This is a genomic window from Neorhizobium fuzhouense (genome assembly GCF_042611105.1).
Lineage (GTDB): Bacteria > Pseudomonadota > Alphaproteobacteria > Rhizobiales > Rhizobiaceae > Neorhizobium > Neorhizobium galegae_A.
In genome coordinates this window covers 341,030-356,927 of sequence record NZ_JBHFFP010000003.1, presented here as the reverse complement: position 1 = coordinate 356,927, position 15,898 = coordinate 341,030, and the positions used below count along the sequence as shown (strand labels likewise).

The 15,898-nt window shown below is 62.4% G+C and carries 14 protein-coding genes; 1 reads left to right on the top strand and 13 read right to left on the bottom strand.

What is annotated here, in order from left to right; all coding sequences use genetic code 11:
* Positions 1–148: 148 nt before the first annotated feature.
* From ACEXP3_RS08560 to ACEXP3_RS08500, 13 genes are all read right to left on the bottom strand, one after another.
* A complete protein-coding gene (locus ACEXP3_RS08560; RefSeq protein ID WP_377296853.1) occupies positions 149–814 on the bottom strand; it encodes a TetR/AcrR family transcriptional regulator in 666 nt (221 codons plus the stop codon).
* 117 nt (positions 815–931) lie between these two features.
* A complete protein-coding gene (locus tag ACEXP3_RS08555) occupies positions 932–2,887 on the bottom strand; it encodes a MacB family efflux pump subunit (protein ID WP_377296852.1) in 1,956 nt (651 codons plus the stop codon).
* 4 nt (positions 2,888–2,891) lie between these two features.
* Entirely contained in the window at positions 2,892–4,094 is a 1,203-nt protein-coding gene (locus ACEXP3_RS08550) for an efflux RND transporter periplasmic adaptor subunit (protein WP_377296851.1), read from the bottom strand.
* A gap of 112 nt (positions 4,095–4,206) precedes the next feature.
* On the bottom strand, positions 4,207–5,535 hold the full coding sequence (locus ACEXP3_RS08545) for an L-fuconate dehydratase (protein ID WP_377296850.1): 1,329 nt from the start codon (positions 5,533–5,535) through the stop codon (positions 4,207–4,209).
* A 32-nt stretch (positions 5,536–5,567) separates the two neighbouring features.
* Positions 5,568–6,413, bottom strand: a complete 846-nt coding sequence (locus tag ACEXP3_RS08540; RefSeq protein WP_377296849.1) for a fumarylacetoacetate hydrolase family protein — start codon at positions 6,411–6,413, stop codon at positions 5,568–5,570.
* A gap of 26 nt (positions 6,414–6,439) precedes the next feature.
* Complete coding sequence (locus ACEXP3_RS08535) at positions 6,440–7,171, bottom strand: SDR family oxidoreductase (protein ID WP_377296848.1); 732 nt, start codon at positions 7,169–7,171, stop codon at positions 6,440–6,442.
* Positions 7,172–7,224: 53 nt separating this feature from the next.
* Positions 7,225–8,355, bottom strand: coding sequence for a mannitol dehydrogenase family protein (locus ACEXP3_RS08530; protein WP_377296847.1), 1,131 nt, complete (start codon positions 8,353–8,355; stop codon positions 7,225–7,227).
* Positions 8,352–9,362 carry a zinc-binding alcohol dehydrogenase family protein gene (locus ACEXP3_RS08525; protein ID WP_377296846.1) on the bottom strand — a complete coding sequence of 337 codons (1,011 nt, stop codon included), beginning with the start codon at positions 9,360–9,362 and terminating at the stop codon, positions 8,352–8,354. The genes ACEXP3_RS08530 and ACEXP3_RS08525 overlap by 4 nt, the downstream gene beginning before the upstream one ends.
* Before the next feature lie 12 nt (positions 9,363–9,374).
* A complete protein-coding gene (locus tag ACEXP3_RS08520; protein ID WP_377296845.1) occupies positions 9,375–10,205 on the bottom strand; it encodes an amidohydrolase family protein in 831 nt (276 codons plus the stop codon).
* A gap of 4 nt (positions 10,206–10,209) precedes the next feature.
* A complete protein-coding gene (locus ACEXP3_RS08515) occupies positions 10,210–11,223 on the bottom strand; it encodes an aldo/keto reductase (protein WP_210105351.1) in 1,014 nt (337 codons plus the stop codon).
* A gap of 63 nt (positions 11,224–11,286) precedes the next feature.
* A complete protein-coding gene (locus ACEXP3_RS08510) occupies positions 11,287–12,228 on the bottom strand; it encodes an ABC transporter substrate-binding protein (RefSeq protein WP_377296843.1) in 942 nt (313 codons plus the stop codon).
* A 91-nt stretch (positions 12,229–12,319) separates the two neighbouring features.
* Positions 12,320–13,339, bottom strand: a complete 1,020-nt coding sequence (locus ACEXP3_RS08505; RefSeq protein WP_210105647.1) for an ABC transporter permease — start codon at positions 13,337–13,339, stop codon at positions 12,320–12,322.
* An 8-nt stretch (positions 13,340–13,347) separates the two neighbouring features.
* Entirely contained in the window at positions 13,348–14,946 is a 1,599-nt protein-coding gene (locus ACEXP3_RS08500; RefSeq protein WP_377296842.1) for a sugar ABC transporter ATP-binding protein, read from the bottom strand.
* 220 nt (positions 14,947–15,166) lie between these two features.
* Here ACEXP3_RS08500 and ACEXP3_RS08495 point away from each other — a divergent pair, with 220 nt between their 5' ends.
* Complete coding sequence (locus ACEXP3_RS08495; protein ID WP_210105354.1) at positions 15,167–15,862, top strand: FadR/GntR family transcriptional regulator; 696 nt, start codon at positions 15,167–15,169, stop codon at positions 15,860–15,862.
* The last annotated feature ends 36 nt before the right edge of the window (positions 15,863–15,898 follow it).

The following is a 15,898-nucleotide window of genomic DNA, read 5'->3' as shown; positions in this document are numbered from 1 at the left end:
AATCCTTTCCGATCTTTCCGCGATCCGGCCCCGGAATGGGGCAAACACGGCAAAATCCGCCCGCCGTGACGCGCGGATGCCGTTGGCCAAACGAGGAAGGTTGAGAAAGGTTGCGATTTTTTGCGCGCAAGGGCAGCGCGTGCGGGGTTCAGTCAGGCCGTGTTCCACGCACGAAGATGTCGATGGCTCGCTGCATATGCACCTTTCGTGCGGCAAGATCCGGCCATCCCCTGGGGCCGGGACCCACCCCGCCAAACAGCATGTCCATCAGGATGCGGGCCCCGGTCATCGGCTCATCGAGAACCAGCTTTCCTGCTGTCACCTGTGCCGCAAGCCAGTCTGCCAGCTGTCTGCGGGAGGTTTCCAGTCCTTCGCGCAGCATCACTTCGGCAAGGTCCGGCACCTGGTGCGACTGGCGGATGACGATGTGGATGAAGGCTGCCCGTTCCCGCTCGGTGTCTTCATCGATATCGATCATGAAGATGCGGCCGATTGCTTCGGCGATCGGCAGGTCCTCGTCATCGGGGAGGGGGAGCCTCAGCATCATCTGTCGATGCGAGGCAACGACCGCGATGAACAGGTCGACCTTGCTGGGAAACAGGCGGTACAGCGTCTGCTTGGAAATACGACACCGGCTGGCCACGATATCCGTCGTGGTGCCGGTGAGGCCAAGCTCGATAAAGGTGCGCCGCGCCGTATCGATGATCATCTGCCGGCGTTCATCGTCGCTGAGACTCTTCGGCCGGCCGCGTCCCCGTTTGGCCGGTGCGGTGGCGTCCAATGCCTTGCCGTCTTCGCTGATACTATCGTCCATTCGCATCCTGAAACGTTGCAGTAAGGCTTTTTCCATGCATAGCGCACTTCCTATCCGAAAACATCACTGTCCTCCTGACCGGGACAAATCGTCGCCTCTCCTCGATCCGGCCGCATGTCAGGAAAGCGCCGCCACCGGATCAAGCCGGGAGGCATTGCGGGCCGGAAGGAAGCCGAAGACGATCCCGATCATGCAGGAGCAGACGAAGGCGAGAAGCATGGGCGTTGCGGAAAAGACAAGGCTTATGCCGGCGCCGGACAGATTGGCGGCAAGACCGACCGAGAGCGCAAGCGTGATGCCGAGGACGCCGCCGATGAGGCAGACAAGCACGGCCTCGATGAGGAACTGCTGCAGGATATCCTGACGGCGCGCGCCGACTGCCATGCGCACCCCGATTTCGCCCACACGCTCCGACACGGAAACGAGCATGATGTTCATCACACCGATGCCGCCGACGACGAGCGAAATGACGGCAATTGCCGAGACGAGAAGCGTCATGGTCTGTGTCGTGCTGGTGATGGTCTTGCGGATGTCATCGGTGTTGAGGATGAAGAAATCCTGCGTGCCGTGGCGGCGGGTGAGGAAGTCGGTCACCGCCTGCTCGGCGGCCGCCATGTCGGCATTGTCGGCCACGCGCACCGTGATGCTGCGCAGCGACGGATCACCGAGAAACCGCGTCTGCACGCTCGTATAGGGCAGGTAGATCGACAGGTTGTCGCTGGAGCCGAACCCGCCCTGCTGCGAGGAGATCACGCCGATCACCCGAACCGGCACGGTGCCGGCCAGAATGATCTGTCCGATCGGCTCGACGCCGTTGCCGGTAAACAGCGCCTTGGCGGTATTGTCATCGATCACGGCATCCTGCGCCAGCGCATCGACGCTGTCGGTGCCGAAGAAGCGGCCGGCGATCAGCTTGGACCCCTTGACGGTGAAATACTGACTGCCGACGCCGTTCACCAGCGCATTGGCAACCGTTGCGCCAAAGCGCGCGGTGGTGCTGGTGGAAACGGTGGGCGTGACGGCACCGACATAGGTGAGGCGCGCAAGGTTTTCCGCATCCGACACGACGAGCGTCTTCACCCGGCCGGACCTGGTATCGCCGAACCCCTTGCCGGGAAACACCTCCAGCGTGTTGGTGCCAAGGCTGCTGATATTGGCGAGAATCTGCTGCTGGCTGCCGGTGCCAAGCGCCACGACCAGCATGACCGAGGCAATGCCGATGATGATCCCAAGCATGGTGAGGAAACTGCGCAGCCGATGCGATTCGAGCGCCTTCAGCGCCATTACGAAGGCTTCGCGGAAGCGGTCGAAGCCGGCCGACAGGCTGTGGCGCACCCGCGGCGCCTCGCCTTGCCGCGTGGTTGCCGCCACCGGGGCCGCCTGCGTGCGCCGGTCGGCGGTAATCTGCCCGTCGGAAATTTCAATGATCCGTTTGGCGCGGGCCGCGACATTCGGATCATGGGTCACGATGATGATCGTCTTGCCGTCGCGGTTCAGTTCCTCAAGGATGCGCAGCACATCCTCGCCGCTCTTGCTGTCGAGCGCACCGGTCGGCTCGTCGGCAAGGATGACCTCGGCATCGTTCATCAGGGCACGGGCAATGGAGACGCGCTGCTGCTGGCCGCCGGACAGCTGCCCCGGCCTGTGCTGCGTGCGGTCGCCCATGCCAAGCCGGCCGAGAATGGCTGCGCTGCGCTCGCGCCGGTCGCTGCGCGTGCGCCCCGCATAGATGGCCGGAATTTCCACATTGCCGAGCGCCGACAGCTCGGCAAGCAGGTGATAGCGCTGGAAGATGAAACCGAAATGCTCGCGTCTGAGACTCGACAAGGCATCGCTGCCTAGCGCAGACGTGTCCTGTCCGGACACGCGGTACGTGCCGGATGTGGGGCTGTCGAGCAGGCCGAGAAGGTTCATCAGCGTCGACTTGCCCGAGCCGGAGGCGCCGATGATGGCAACCATTTCGCCGCGCTCGATGGTGAGGTCAACGTCCTTCAGAACCGTAATCTTACCTTCGCCGGCGGGATATTCGCGACGCAGCTTTTCGATCTGGATGAGAGGTGCCTGGGTGGTCATCGCGTCAGAAACCCATCGGGCCGCCGCGGCGGCTGCCGGATTTCGAAGCTGCGCTTGCCTCGCTGATCACCACGTCGGCGCCTTCCTCAAGGCCGCTCTTCACTTCGGCGGTGATCTTGTTGTTGAGGCCGATCTCCACCGCGCGCTCGGCAACCGTGCCGTCTTGTGCCCGCACGCGCACGCTGTAGCGTCCGTCAGAAAGCGTCTTGCCAAGGGCAGCCGATGGAATGGTCAGCACCTCCTTGGCGGCGCCCAGCACGATGTTGACCTCCGCCGACATATAGGTGCGGAAGCGACCGTCGGTATTGGGCACGTCGAAGACGCCGATGTAATAGACGGCCGAGGATGAAGACGACGACGAGGACGAACTGCTGGAGGTGGAGCTGGAGACGCTGCTGTCACTGGTGATGGATTCCGGTGCCGGCTCGATGGAGGCAAGGCGTGCGTCATAGCTCTTGCCGCGCTCCCCGATCAGGTTGAAGCGCACGGCCTGTCCCGCTGTCACCCGGGTAATATCCGCTTCCGAGATCTCCGCCCGCACCGTCATGGTGGAAAGGTCACCCAGGATGACGATCGTCGGGATCGACTGGGAGGCGTTGACGGTGCGACCCTCCTGGTTGACGATCGCCAGCACGGTGCCGTCCATCGGCGCGGTGATGCGGGTATAGCCGAGTTCAGCCTTGGCGGTTTCAACGGCGATTTCCGCCGAGATGATCTGCGCGTCAAGTGCCGCGATCTGGGCTGTGGTGACCGCCACATTGGTTTCCGCTGTCTGTAGATCCGCTTCCGAGCCGGCCTGCTTGGAATAGATCGCCTGCTGGCGGGTGAGGGTCTTGCGGTAGCCCTCGAGGCTCGCCTGCTTTTCCTCTTTCTGCGCCTTCATGTTGGCGAGCGAAGCTTCGGAGGTGCGCAGTTCATTGGTCTGCGTGGTGGAATCGATTTCGGCGATCAGGTCACCCTGACGCACCGTATCGCCGAGCTTGAACTTGATCGACGTGATCCGTCCCGAAGCCTGCGAGCCGACCGCAACCAGCCGGACCGGCTTCAGCGTGCCGGTCGCCAGAACCGTCTCTTCGACATTGCCGCGGGTCACGGGGGCGGTCAGGAAGGTGTTGGTTGCCGGTTTCTCCGAAAACCGCATCCAGCCGTAAACGCCCGCTGCCGCGACAGCGAGGGCGAGAAGAATGTGGCTACGCTTGATGGCCATGACAGGGAATGCCGATCTGCTCTATTATTGGAACTTGCTGGTTCCGATAATGCCTTCTGCATGTCCCGGTCAATGGCTTGTGAATTAAACCTTGGTAATCCGCCTTTCCCTGTCAGCCGGCGCTTGCGGCTTTAAGGGGCCGCGACTCCCCGGTGCTTGCCTTGACCGGCGCGAAGGCAAACGCCTCAAGTGTCTCGGCGCGCATCTCGATGGAGAAGCCGGGCAGGACCGGCGGCATGTAGGCGGCATCCTTGATGACGCACGGATCGAGAAAATGCTCGTGCAGATGATCGACATATTCGATCACGCGGCCGTCCTTGGTGCCGGACACGGCGACATAGTCGATCATCGACAGGTGCTGCACATATTCGCAGAGCCCGACGCCGCCGGCATGCGGCCAGACGGGCAGGTTGTATTTTGCCGCAATCAGCAGCACCGACAGCACCTCGTTCAGCCCGCCCATGCGGCAGCTGTCGATCTGCACGACATCGATGGCGCCTTCGGCGATGAACTGCTTGAACATGATGCGGTTCTGGCACATCTCGCCGGTCGCCACCTTCACCGGCGCAATCGCCTCGCGGATCTTGCGATGGCCGGCCACGTCGTCGGGGCTTGTCGGCTCCTCGATGAAGAAGGGATTGCAGAAGGACAGCTTCTTTACCCAGTCGATCGCCTGATCCACTTCCCAGACCTGGTTGGCATCGATCATCAGGTAGCGATCCGGCCCGATCACCTCGCGCGCGATGGTGAGGCGGCGAATATCGTCTTCGAGGTCGCGGCCGACCTTCATCTTGACGTGGTTGAAGCCGGCATCGATCGCCTCCTGGCAGAGGCGGCGCAGCTTGTCGTCATCATAGCCGAGCCAGCCGGCCGAGGTGGTGTAGCAGGCATAGCCTTCGCGCGCGAGGGTCGCGATGCGCTCGGTCTTGCCGGCCTCGGCCTTCTTCAGAATGGCAACGGCCTCGTCGCGGGTCAGAACGTCGGTCAAATAGCGATAATCGACGATATCGGCGATCTCTTCCGCCGACATATCGGCCACCAGCCGCCAGACCGGCTTTTTGGCTTCCTTTGCCAGAAGATCCCAGAAGGCATTGACGACGGCGCCGGTTGCCAGATGCATGGCGCCCTTTTCCGGGCCGATCCAGCGCAATTGGCTGTCGCTGGTCAGATGGCGCCAGAACTGGCCCGGATGCGCCTTCACCACCGCAAGGTCGGTGCCGACGACAAGATGGCGCATGGCATCGATCGCCATGCAGCAGATGTCGTTGCCACGCCCGATGGTGAAGGTGAGGCCATGCCCGGCAAGGCCGGGCACGTCGGTTTCTAGAATGACATAGGCTGCCGAATAATCCGGGTCCGGGTTCATCGCATCAGAGCCATCAAGGCTCTGGGACGTGGGAAACCGCAGATCGATGATCCGCATGTCGGTGATGATGGCCATTCTCGTGTCTCCGGCAGATAGGTCAGGAAGGGTCAGGCGTCGGCGCGAAAGGTCTGTTTCTGCGTGCCGAGGCCTTCGATGCCAAGTTCGACCACGTCGCCGGGCTTCAGGTAGCGCTGCGGCTTCATGCCCATACCGACGCCAGGCGGCGTGCCGGTGGAGATTACGTCACCCGGTTGCAGAGACATGAACTGGCTCAAGTAGGACACGAGGAAGGCAACGCCGTAGACCATGGTGGCGGTCGAGCCGTTCTGCATGGTTTCGCCGTTGACCTTCAGCCACATGGTGAGGTTCTGCGGATCGGCGATCTCGTCCTTCGTTACCAGCCAGGGGCCGATGGGGCCGAAGGTGTCGCAGGACTTGCCCTTGGTCCACTGGCCGGAACGCTCGGTCTGGAAGGCGCGCTCGGACACGTCGTGGGAAACGCAGTAGCCGGCGACATACTCCATCGCATCGGCTTCGGAGACGTATTTTGCCGTCTTGCCGATGACGACACCCAGTTCCACTTCCCAGTCGGTCTTTTCAGAGCCGCGGGGGATCAGAACGTCGTCGTTCGGGCCGCAGATGGCCGAGCTTGCCTTCATGAAGATGACCGGTTCCGGCGGAACCGCCATGCCGGATTCGGCAGCGTGGTCGGAATAGTTGAGGCCGATGCAGATGAATTTGCCGGTCTGGCCGACGCAGGGGCCAAGACGCTCGGTGCTCGACACTTCCGGCAGCGCAGCCAGGTCGAGAGCTGCCAGTTTGGCAAGGTTTTGCGGGTCGAGTGCAGCGCCTGAAATGTCGCTGACATGAGCGGAAATATCGCGGATCGTGCCGTTAGCATCAACGAGTGCCGGGCGTTCTGCGCCAGGTGCGCCGTAACGAAGCAATTTCATGGGGTATTCCTTCCTGAAGTCTGATGTCAGATGGTCCAGCCGCCATCGATGGCGATGGCCTGGCCTGATGTATAGGTTGCGCCGGCCAGATACACGGCAAGATCTGCAATTTCTTCCGGCGCGCCCAGCCGTCCGATCGGCTGGCGGGCGATAAAGGCGGCACGGGCCGCGTCGTAGTCGCCTTGAGCGCGCAGGCGCTGCTGCAGCGACGGGCTTTCCACCGTTCCGGGGCAGATGGCGTTGCAGCGGATATTGTGGCCGACATAATCGGCCGCGACCGCCTTGGTGAGGCCGATGACGGCAGCTTTCGTCACGCCATAGGCAAAGCGGTTCGGCACGCCCTTGATCGAGGAGGCGACGGAAGCCATGTTGATGATGGCGCCGTCACGGCGTTCCATCATGCCCGGCAGTACGGCGCGGATGGTGCGGATCATCGCCTTGACGTTGAGGTCGATGGCGAAATCCAGATCGCTGTCCTTCATCTCGAGAACCGAACCGCCATGCACGACGCCGGCGCAGTTGAAGAGAATGTCGACCGCACCGATACCGGCGACGCAGGCCTTGACGGCTGCCTCGTCCAGAACATCCAGCCGTTGTGCCTTGAGATTATCGAGTGCCGGAAGCTCGGCCAGTGCCTGTTCGTTGATGTCTGTTGCGTAGACCACGGCTCCTGCCTGCGCAAAGGCGATGGCACTTGCCCGCCCGATGCCCTGGCCGGCGGCGGTGATCAAAACCGTCTTGCCTTGAAGGTTAGCCATTTCCGTTCCTCTTCTGCATCATGTCCTGTTTGTCGCCCTCTGCCCTTCGCATGTCAGGAGATGTCGGCAAGCGCAGCCTTCAGTTTCGGCTGCTCGATTGCAAGGCCAAGATCGACCGCGCGCGTCACCATCGGCAAGAATCTCCGGCGCTTTTTTTCTGCGTGATTGCCGGCGATATCCGAAAGGCGGTGCTTCAGGAACGGGTTGAGGAACCGGTCCCGCACGGTGTCCAGATAGGCGCGCGCTTCCTCGCCCCTGCCATCCGCCTCAAAGACCGGCAGAACTTCCTCAGCCCAGACGGTTTCCAGTGCCTCTCGCATCTGCGGATCTTCCATCGCTTCGCGCACGGTTTCATCGGCGCGACGCTCACCCTTCAGCCAGTATTCGGCAAGCACCGAATGGCCAAGGTTGAGAAGATGCAGCTTCAGCATCTCGAACCGGTCGAGATCGTCCGTCAGCGTGATGGCCGGATGTCGGCAGGGCAGAACGAGCCCTTCCTGCTGCTCGATCGCCCAGAGGGCATAAGGTTCAGCCACGGCACCGACCGGCGCGATAGGTTCGGCGACGATGCGATCAACGAGGCTGTTGGCGAAATGGCAGGTCTCGTTCAGCCAGAGCCGGAACTCGTCCGGCAGTTCCCATTCCAGCGCCAGCTGCTCGATCAGCGTGCGCAGCCGCGATCCGTTCTGCGGCACCAGTTCGCAGGGAAAGATCGACAGGGCCACGTCCCTGTTCGTCACGAAGCGATGCGCAAGCAGCACGGCAAGCTTGGCTGGAAAGCTTTTCGGCAGGCGCTCGATATCGGTCAGAAGAGCCGCATCGTCGGAGGGATCCAGATCATAGCCACGGTCGCCGGTGTTGGAGATGATCACCTGAACAGTGAGGGCAAGCGCACGGACCCGCCGCCAGTCGGTCGAAGCTGTCAGCGCTTCGCTGATGGCGCCACCGGATCTCTCCTCGTCGATGACGGTGCCGTCGGTCAGGCCGCGGATCCGCACCGGATAGTGCGGTTCGCGCGAAAGGGCTGCGATGCGGGCCGCGCTTTCGCCACTGGAGGTCGTCTGCACCACGGCAATCGTGCCCAGCGCTTCACCGGTCGTGAGCGCTTCAGACACGAAGAGGTCCGCGTGGGCCAGCAAAAACCGGCTGGTTCCGAACTGCAGGATGGCGGGTTGCGGCATCACGCGACTTCCACCATGGCCTTGACGACGCCGGCTGCCGGATCGGTCAGCCCGGCAAACTGCTCCGGCACCTGAGACAGCGACATGCGGTGGGTAATCAGCGCATCCGGCACGTGGCCGGCGCGCATCGCCGCCATCACATGATGGAAATCGGCAGCCGTTGCATTGCGGCTTCCGAGCAGCGTGGTTTCCCGCTTGTGGAATTCCGGATCGGAAAAGGTGATGTTGGAGGCGACGATAGACACCAGCACATAGGTGCCGGCATGGGCGACAAAGCCGAAGCCGCGTTCGATGGCCTTCGGATTGCCCGTCGCATCAAACACCGTCTCGAAGAAATTGCCGTCGGTGATGGCCGACAGCTGTTCCACGTCGCCTTCGCCCAGCATGACGGTGGAGGTGATGCCGAGATGGCGTGCGGCAAAGTCCAGCCGGTCGCGCCGGCTGTCGATCAGGGTGACATCAGCTCCCTCCATCCTGGCAAAAACGGCAACCGCAAGGCCGATCGGGCCGGCGCCCGCAATCAGCACTTTCTCACCGGCACGGGTCTTGGCCCGGGCCACGGCATGGGCGCCGATCGCCAGAAACTCCACCATAGCCGCCTGGTCGAGCGACAGCCCGTCCGCCTTCAGCAGGAACTCGGCCGGAAGGCAGAGATATTCCGTCATGCCGCCATCGCGGTGAACGCCGAGCACGCCGATATTGCGGCAGCAATTGGTGCGCCCCTTCAGGCAGGCATCACAATGGCCGCAGGACATGTAGGGAATGATGGCCACAGTATCGCCGGCCGAAAGACCGCTGCCGTCCGGGGCTTCCTCAACCGTTGCCGCCAGCTCGTGACCCATCACCCGCGGATAGGAGAGATAGGGCTGGTTGCCGGTAAAAATATGCAGGTCGGTGCCGCAGACGCCGACGCGGCGGATTTTGACAAGCGCTTCGCCCGCAGCGGGAACGGGCTTCTGACGGTCTGTGGCGACGAGCGTGCCGGGAGTATCGCAAACAATTGTTAGCATTGACTTACCTATTCAGCCGATGGAAGGCGCGTTCAAGCGATAGAAGGACTGGGCGTTCTGCCCGAAAACGAAAGCATGATGGCTTGCCGGAACCATGTCGCGGCACTGGTCGAACCAGCCTTGATAGTCGCCGGCCAGGCGCACGACCGGCCAGTCGCTTCCCCAGATGACGCCTTCGGCGCCAAACAGATCCAGGATGGTCTCACCATAGGGACGCACCGCCTCGGGCTTCTGGTCGCCAGCTTCGGTAAGCAGCCCCGAAAGCTTGCAGGACACATTGGGGAGGGCCGCAAGATCGGCCATGGCCGCGCGCCATTCGACAAAGCGCCCCCTGGCGATCTCGGGCTTTGCGCCATGGTCGATGACGATGCGCAGGTCCGGATGGCGATCGGCAAAGACAACGAGATGCGGCAGGTGTTTGGGGAAGACGAGCGCGTCGAAGGCGAGGTCTGCCGCAACCATGGCCGCAACCGCCGGGTCGAGCGCCGGATCGGTGATCCACTGGTCGTCGGAAAGGCCCTGCAGCATTGGGCGCAGTCCCTTCAGCTTTTCATGGGTCGCAAGGCGGGCGATGGCATCCGGCGCATCGGGTGCTTTGAGATCCGTCCAGCCGACGACACCGAGGATGAAGGCGTGCCGGTCGGCGAGATCCAGCATGAAGGCCGTGTCGGCGTCGCGCTCCATGGTCTGGACCAGCACCGTGCCATCGATGCCGCAGGCGGCAAGCAGCGGCTTCAGGTCGTCCGGCGCAAAATCGCGATAGATGGCCTCAAGCTCTGCCGGCGGCCATTCGCCAACCCGCTCCGCCAATCGCCAGAAATGCTGATGGGCGTCGATGCGCATGCGATCAGGCCCCTTGTCCGGGGACGGGCGCACCCTCGGCGATCAGGCCGCGCTGCTTGAGGGCCGACCAGAAGGAGGCGGGGATTTCCTCTTCGAACCAGGCCGTGTTGGCGGTCAGCTGGTCGCGGTTGCGCGCGCCGGAAACGATGGTGAGGGCGGCCGGGTGCGCCAGCGGAAACTGCAGGGCTGCGGCCTGCAGCGTCACGCCCTCGGCAGCGCAGGCCTCGTGGAGTGCGTCGACGCGGGCGAGCATCTCCGGTGGGGCATCGGCATAGTTGAATTTGCGATTGCCGGCGAGGATGCCGGAATTGAAGGCCCCGGCAATCACGATGCCGACGCCTTTTTCGGCGCAGCGATCCATGAAGGCAAGGCTCTGCTGTTCGAGAAGCGTATAGCGGCCGGCCAGCATGCAGATATCGATTTCGGCGACCTCCATCGCGTCACGGATGATTTCCCATTCATTGACGCCAAGGCCGATGGCCTTGGTCGCGCCTTCCTCGCGCAGCTTTGCAAGCGCGCGAAAACCGCCGCCATCGGTCAACTGGCTCCAGTAATGCGCGTGCTTGTCGCCATGCGTGACGCTGCCGATATCGTGGATATAGAGAATGTCGGGCGCCAGAATGCCGAGCCGCTGCTGGCTGGCCTCGAAGGAGCGCATCACACCGTCATAGGTGTAGTCATAGACCGGGCGGAAGGGCAGGGGCTCGACATAGCCCTCTTCTTCCGCGCCAACCGTCGGGTCCGGCGTCATCACGCGTCCGACCTTGGTGCTGACCACATAGTCTTCGCGGGCAAAATCGGTGAGCATGGTGCCAAGCCGACGCTCAGACCGGGTGAAGCCGTAATAGGGCGCCGTATCGAAATAGCGGATGCCGGAATCCCAGGCCGCCTTGAAGGCGCCGGCGGACTCCTCGTAGGGCGTGACGCGGTAAAGATTGCCCATCTGGGCGCAGCCAAGGCCCATGCCGGTCAGGGAAACGCCCGTGCGGGCATGCGTGTGCTGGTGGGTAACCTTCATGACATCCTGCCTTCCGTGTGAGAAGGGACGCGCGGACAACCGCGCGTCCGTATGCTTTAAAGCTCAGTAGAGAACGTTCTTGGCTTCCGGCTTGTCGATATTGTCCTTGGTGACGACGACCACACCGGTATCGACGAACTTCTCGACCTTTTCCTTTTTCAGGAGCTTGGACACGGTCTTCACGCCGAGTTCGCCCATCTGGAACGAGCCCTGCACGGCAATGGCCGACAGCGTTCCATCCTTGACGAATTCCTGCAGGTCCTGGTTGCCATCAAAGCCGACGGCAACGACCTTGCCGGCCTTGCCCGCCTGCTTGATGGCGCGGCCCATGCCGATGGCGGTCGGCTCGTTGGCGCCGAAGATGCCCTTGAGGTCGGCATTGGCGGCCAGCACGTCGGTCGTCTGGTTGAGCGCCGTTGCCATCTGCGACTGCGAATAATAGGGGCCGACGATCTGCAGCTTGGAATTGCCCTTGATGTAATCGGTAAAGCCGCCGACGCGACCGATTTCCGAACCGGCACCGGCCACATAGGACATGACGGCGATCTTGCCTTCCTTGCCGACCTTGTCGATCAGCGCCTGGGCGGCAAGTTCGCCGGCCTTGCGGTTATCGGTGGCCAGGAACGACTGGTAATACTGCTCGGCGCCCTTGGCGAGCATCGAGTCGACGATGACGACCGGAATGCGGGCTTCCCAGGCCTTCTTCACGGCAGGCACCAGCGCATCCGGATCGGACGGGGCGAGCACGATGCCGGCCACGCCGCGGTTGACGGCATTTTCCACCATGTTGACCTGGTCGGCGATGGCCGATTCCGAGGCCGGCCCCTGGAAGGTCATCGTATTGCCGGCGCCGACCTCCTTCATCGCGGCATCGGCGCCCTTCTGGACGTTCTGCCAGAAGGTCGAGTTGACCGTCTTCACGATGACCGCGATCTCTGCGGCCTGCACGGATGCAGCCGAAAGCATGATCACCGATGTCAGCAATGCTGTTGCAAGCTTTTTCATTTCCATCCTCCTAAAATGAAGCGGCCCTTATGGCCCCCTCCCGGGAGATCCCACTCCCTTGTCTTTTGCGGATAAGGGTCCGCGCCCTCTCTCATCGGCGGTTGCGCAACTGGTCGATCCAGACGGTGACCAGAATGACGAGACCGATGATGATCTGCTGTGTGAAGGCGGAGACGCCGTTCATGTTGAGCCCGTTGCGCAGGATGCCGATGACGAAGGCGCCGATGGCCGTGCCGGAAATCGTGCCGACGCCGCCGATCAGCGAGGTGCCGCCGATGACGGCGCTTGCGATCGCATCCAGTTCGTACATGACGCCTTCATTCGGCTGGGCCGTCACGAGGCGTGACATCAGCACGCAGCCAGTGAGGCCCGCCAGCGTGCCGGAGAGTACATAGGTGAAATTGGTGACGCGGGTGACATTGACGCCCGACAGGCGCGCCGCATCGACATTCGATCCGACCGCGTAGATATGGCGCCCGAGCACCGAGCGGTTCAGCATGAAGGAAACGGCAAGCGCGATCACCACCATCAGGACGACCGGATAGGGAATGCCGGGAAACACCACGTTCGGAAAACCATCGTCACCGATCGTGACGATGCGAAACAGCGAGCCGTTGCCGAGTTCGCCAAAGCTTTCGCCAAGGCCGGAGACGGCGCGCGCGCCGGTGATCTGCAGCGCGACGCCGCGGGCAATCAGCATCATGCCAAGCGTTGCGATGAATGGCGGCAGCTTCATGCGGGTCACGAGAATGCCGTTCACCAGACCGCAGGCCGAGCCGGTGAGGATGCCGATCAGCATGCCGATCGGAACCGGCATGCCGAGCTCCTTGACGGCAAGCGCCGCCACCACGCCGGCAAGCGCCAGGACCGAGCCGACCGACAGATCGATGCCGCCGGTGATGATGACGCAGGTCGCGCCAATGCCGAGCAGCGCGATCGACGTGACCTGAAGCGCGATCGTCATGCCATTGTTGACGGTGAAGAAGGCATTGCTGGTGCTGGAAAACACCGCGATCAACACGAAGAGGCTGCCAAGGGCGGCAAACTTCTGGATCACATCCTTTTGCCGGTCGCTGAGGCGGCGGCTCTTTGGTTCGCTCGGTGTGCTCATCATTGTCCTCAATTCGCCGTTCTGGCCTTCGGGCTGTGCCCGTAGCCGGAGGCGTAACGCATGATTTCTTCCTGGTTGGTCTTGGCCGTCTCCAGGATGCCGGTGATGGTGCCGTTGTGGAAAACCGCGACACGGTCGGTCATGCCCAGAATTTCCGGCAGTTCCGAACTGATCAGGATGACCCCGATGCCATCGCGCGCCAGCTCGTCCATGATCTTGTAGATGGCGTATTTCGCCCCGACATCGATGCCGCGCGTCGGCTCGTCGAAGAAGAGGATGCGCGACTTGCGAAACAGCCACTTGCCGATGATGATCTTCTGCTGGTTGCCGCCCGACAGCAGCCGCACCGGCTGACGGATCGAGGGCGTCTTGATGCTCAGGAGATCGACATATTCGTTGGCCACCTCGGCATGACGGCCAAAGTCGATGAGGCCGAAGCGGTTCGACAGCTCTTCCATATTGGCAAGCGTCATATTGGCATCGACCGGCATCTTGACGGCGAGCCCCTGCGCCTTGCGGTCTTCCGAGAGATAGGCAAGGCCGCTGGCAATTGCGTCGCGCGGCGAGCGGATCGAAAGCGTCTTGCCATCCATGGTCACCGTGCCGCTGTCCAGCGGATCGGCGCCGAAAATGGCGCGGGCAACTTCTGTGCGGCCGGCACCCATCAGACCGGCAAAGCCGAGGATCTCGCCACGCCGCAGCGTGAAGCTGACATTGCGGAAGACGCCGGCACGGGTGAGGTTGTCGACCGAAAAGATCACTTCTTCGGTCGGCGTCGAGGTGCGTTCGGGAAACTTTTCCTCGAGCGACCGGCCGACCATCTTGGCCACGATATCGTCCACCGTCGTATCGGCAAAATGATCGGTCGCCACATACTGGCCATCGCGCAGCACGGTGACGCGGTCAACGATCTCAGCCATCTCGTCCAGCCGGTGCGAGATGTAGACGATGCCGACGCCGGATGCCTTCAGGTCGTGGATCACCTTGAACAGAAGGCGCGTTTCCTGCTCGGTCAGCGACGAGGTCGGCTCGTCCATGATCAACACTTCGGCATTCAGCGACAGGGCCTTGGCGATCTCCACCATCTGGCACTGGGCAACCGACAGTTCGCGCACCAGACGATCCGGCGAGATCAAAACGCCCAGCCGGTCAAGACAGGCCTGCGCGTCCGCCTTCAGCTTCTTGCGGTCGACGAGAAAACCCCGGCGAGGTTCGCGAGCGAGATAGATGTTTTCCGCCACCGTCATGTGCGGCACCAGGTTCAGTTCCTGGTGGATGATGGCGATGCCGATGTTTTCCGCTTCCAGCGGCGAGGAAAAGCTGCGCTCGACGCCCTTGTAGACGATGCGGCCGGAGGTCGGCGTGTAGACGCCGCTGATGATTTTCATCAGCGTGGATTTGCCGGCGCCGTTCTCGCCGCAAACCGCATGCACCTCGCCACGGTGTAAGTCAAAGCTTACGTCAGCCAGGGCCCGGACGCTTGGAAACTCCTTGGAAATGTTTTGAAGGCTGAGAAGCGGCGCGCCGCCTGCATCACCCGCATGGCGTGCAGAGGCCGCAGCTGCGCGGGGTGTCGCATTGACGGAATTGATCTCGCCGCTGTGCATTGAAGTCCTCCTCGCGCATCCTGCGCCGTCGATCCAGCTCCACCCGTCGACTGCGGGCCTATTGGTAAGCGGCCTTGCCAAACTGGTCAAGCCAATTTCTCGCCGAGACGGTTTTGGTTGTTGTTAATCAGCTTATCGTACTGTATTTTCGACTTAAATTATTGGTCTTGCCAGTTTTGGGGTGATTGCCTATGGTAAGGCCAATTAGAAGCGAGTGGTGATGAACGGGTTCAGAACGACGGAGCGCAGGCTCTATCAGCAGGTGGCGGATCAGATCCGTGGGCTCATCCAGGCGGGCCAGTTCAGGCTTGGCCAGCGCCTGCCCTCAGAGCGCGAACTCGCCCTGCAACTCGGTGTGTCCCGCCCATCCCTGCGCGAGGCCCTGATCGCTTTGGAAATCGACGGCACGGTCGAGATCCGCATGGGCTCGGGCATCTATCTCGTGGCAAACACGGAACGACGGGCCGCCACATCCGCCTCGATGGGGGAGAGCCCGGTTGAGCTGATGCAGGCGCGCGCTGCCGTTGAAAGCGCGGTCATCGTGCTCGCCTCGTCGCGCATGACGACCGAGTGCCTGAAGACCCTTCGTCAGATCCTGGACGGCATGGCCGCCGAAATTGCCGAAGGACGCAAGCCCGTGGAGCACGACCGTCAGTTCCACCTGACGATCGCCAGCCAGTCGGGCAACGGGGTCCTGGCACGTCTCGTGGGCGAACTCTTCGACGATCGCCACAGCCCCCTGTCGACGCAATTGCGCGAGCATTTCGAGACGCCGGACACCTGGAGCATGGCGCTTTTTGAACACGAACAGATCTACACGGCGCTGGAGGGGCGTGATTCATTGCTGGCACAGGCGATGATGCATGCCCATCTGGAGGAATCGAAGCGCCGCTGGCTGGATAGCGAACCGCGTTGATCGCGATGATTTTCCAAGACGACCTCCAGGGAGGAG

Excerpts from the sequence above, each read along its gene's own strand:
- ACEXP3_RS08560 (WP_377296853.1), bottom strand. The coding sequence starts at position 814 with ATGGACGATAGTATCAGCGAAGACGGCAAGGCATTGGACGCCACCGCA.
- ACEXP3_RS08555 (WP_377296852.1), bottom strand. The coding sequence starts at position 2,887 with ATGACCACCCAGGCACCTCTCATCCAGATCGAAAAGCTGCGTCGCGAA.
- ACEXP3_RS08550 (WP_377296851.1), bottom strand. The coding sequence starts at position 4,094 with ATGGCCATCAAGCGTAGCCACATTCTTCTCGCCCTCGCTGTCGCGGCA.
- ACEXP3_RS08545 (WP_377296850.1), bottom strand. The coding sequence starts at position 5,535 with ATGGCCATCATCACCGACATGCGGATCATCGATCTGCGGTTTCCCACG.
- ACEXP3_RS08540 (WP_377296849.1), bottom strand. The coding sequence starts at position 6,413 with ATGAAATTGCTTCGTTACGGCGCACCTGGCGCAGAACGCCCGGCACTC.
- ACEXP3_RS08535 (WP_377296848.1), bottom strand. The coding sequence starts at position 7,171 with ATGGCTAACCTTCAAGGCAAGACGGTTTTGATCACCGCCGCCGGCCAG.
- ACEXP3_RS08525 (WP_377296846.1), bottom strand. The coding sequence starts at position 9,362 with ATGCTAACAATTGTTTGCGATACTCCCGGCACGCTCGTCGCCACAGAC.
- ACEXP3_RS08520 (WP_377296845.1), bottom strand. The coding sequence starts at position 10,205 with ATGCGCATCGACGCCCATCAGCATTTCTGGCGATTGGCGGAGCGGGTT.
- ACEXP3_RS08515 (WP_210105351.1), bottom strand. The coding sequence starts at position 11,223 with ATGAAGGTTACCCACCAGCACACGCATGCCCGCACGGGCGTTTCCCTG.
- ACEXP3_RS08510 (WP_377296843.1), bottom strand. The coding sequence starts at position 12,228 with ATGAAAAAGCTTGCAACAGCATTGCTGACATCGGTGATCATGCTTTCG.
- ACEXP3_RS08505 (WP_210105647.1), bottom strand. The coding sequence starts at position 13,339 with ATGAGCACACCGAGCGAACCAAAGAGCCGCCGCCTCAGCGACCGGCAA.
- ACEXP3_RS08500 (WP_377296842.1), bottom strand. The coding sequence starts at position 14,946 with ATGCACAGCGGCGAGATCAATTCCGTCAATGCGACACCCCGCGCAGCT.
- ACEXP3_RS08495 (WP_210105354.1), top strand. The coding sequence starts at position 15,167 with ATGAACGGGTTCAGAACGACGGAGCGCAGGCTCTATCAGCAGGTGGCG.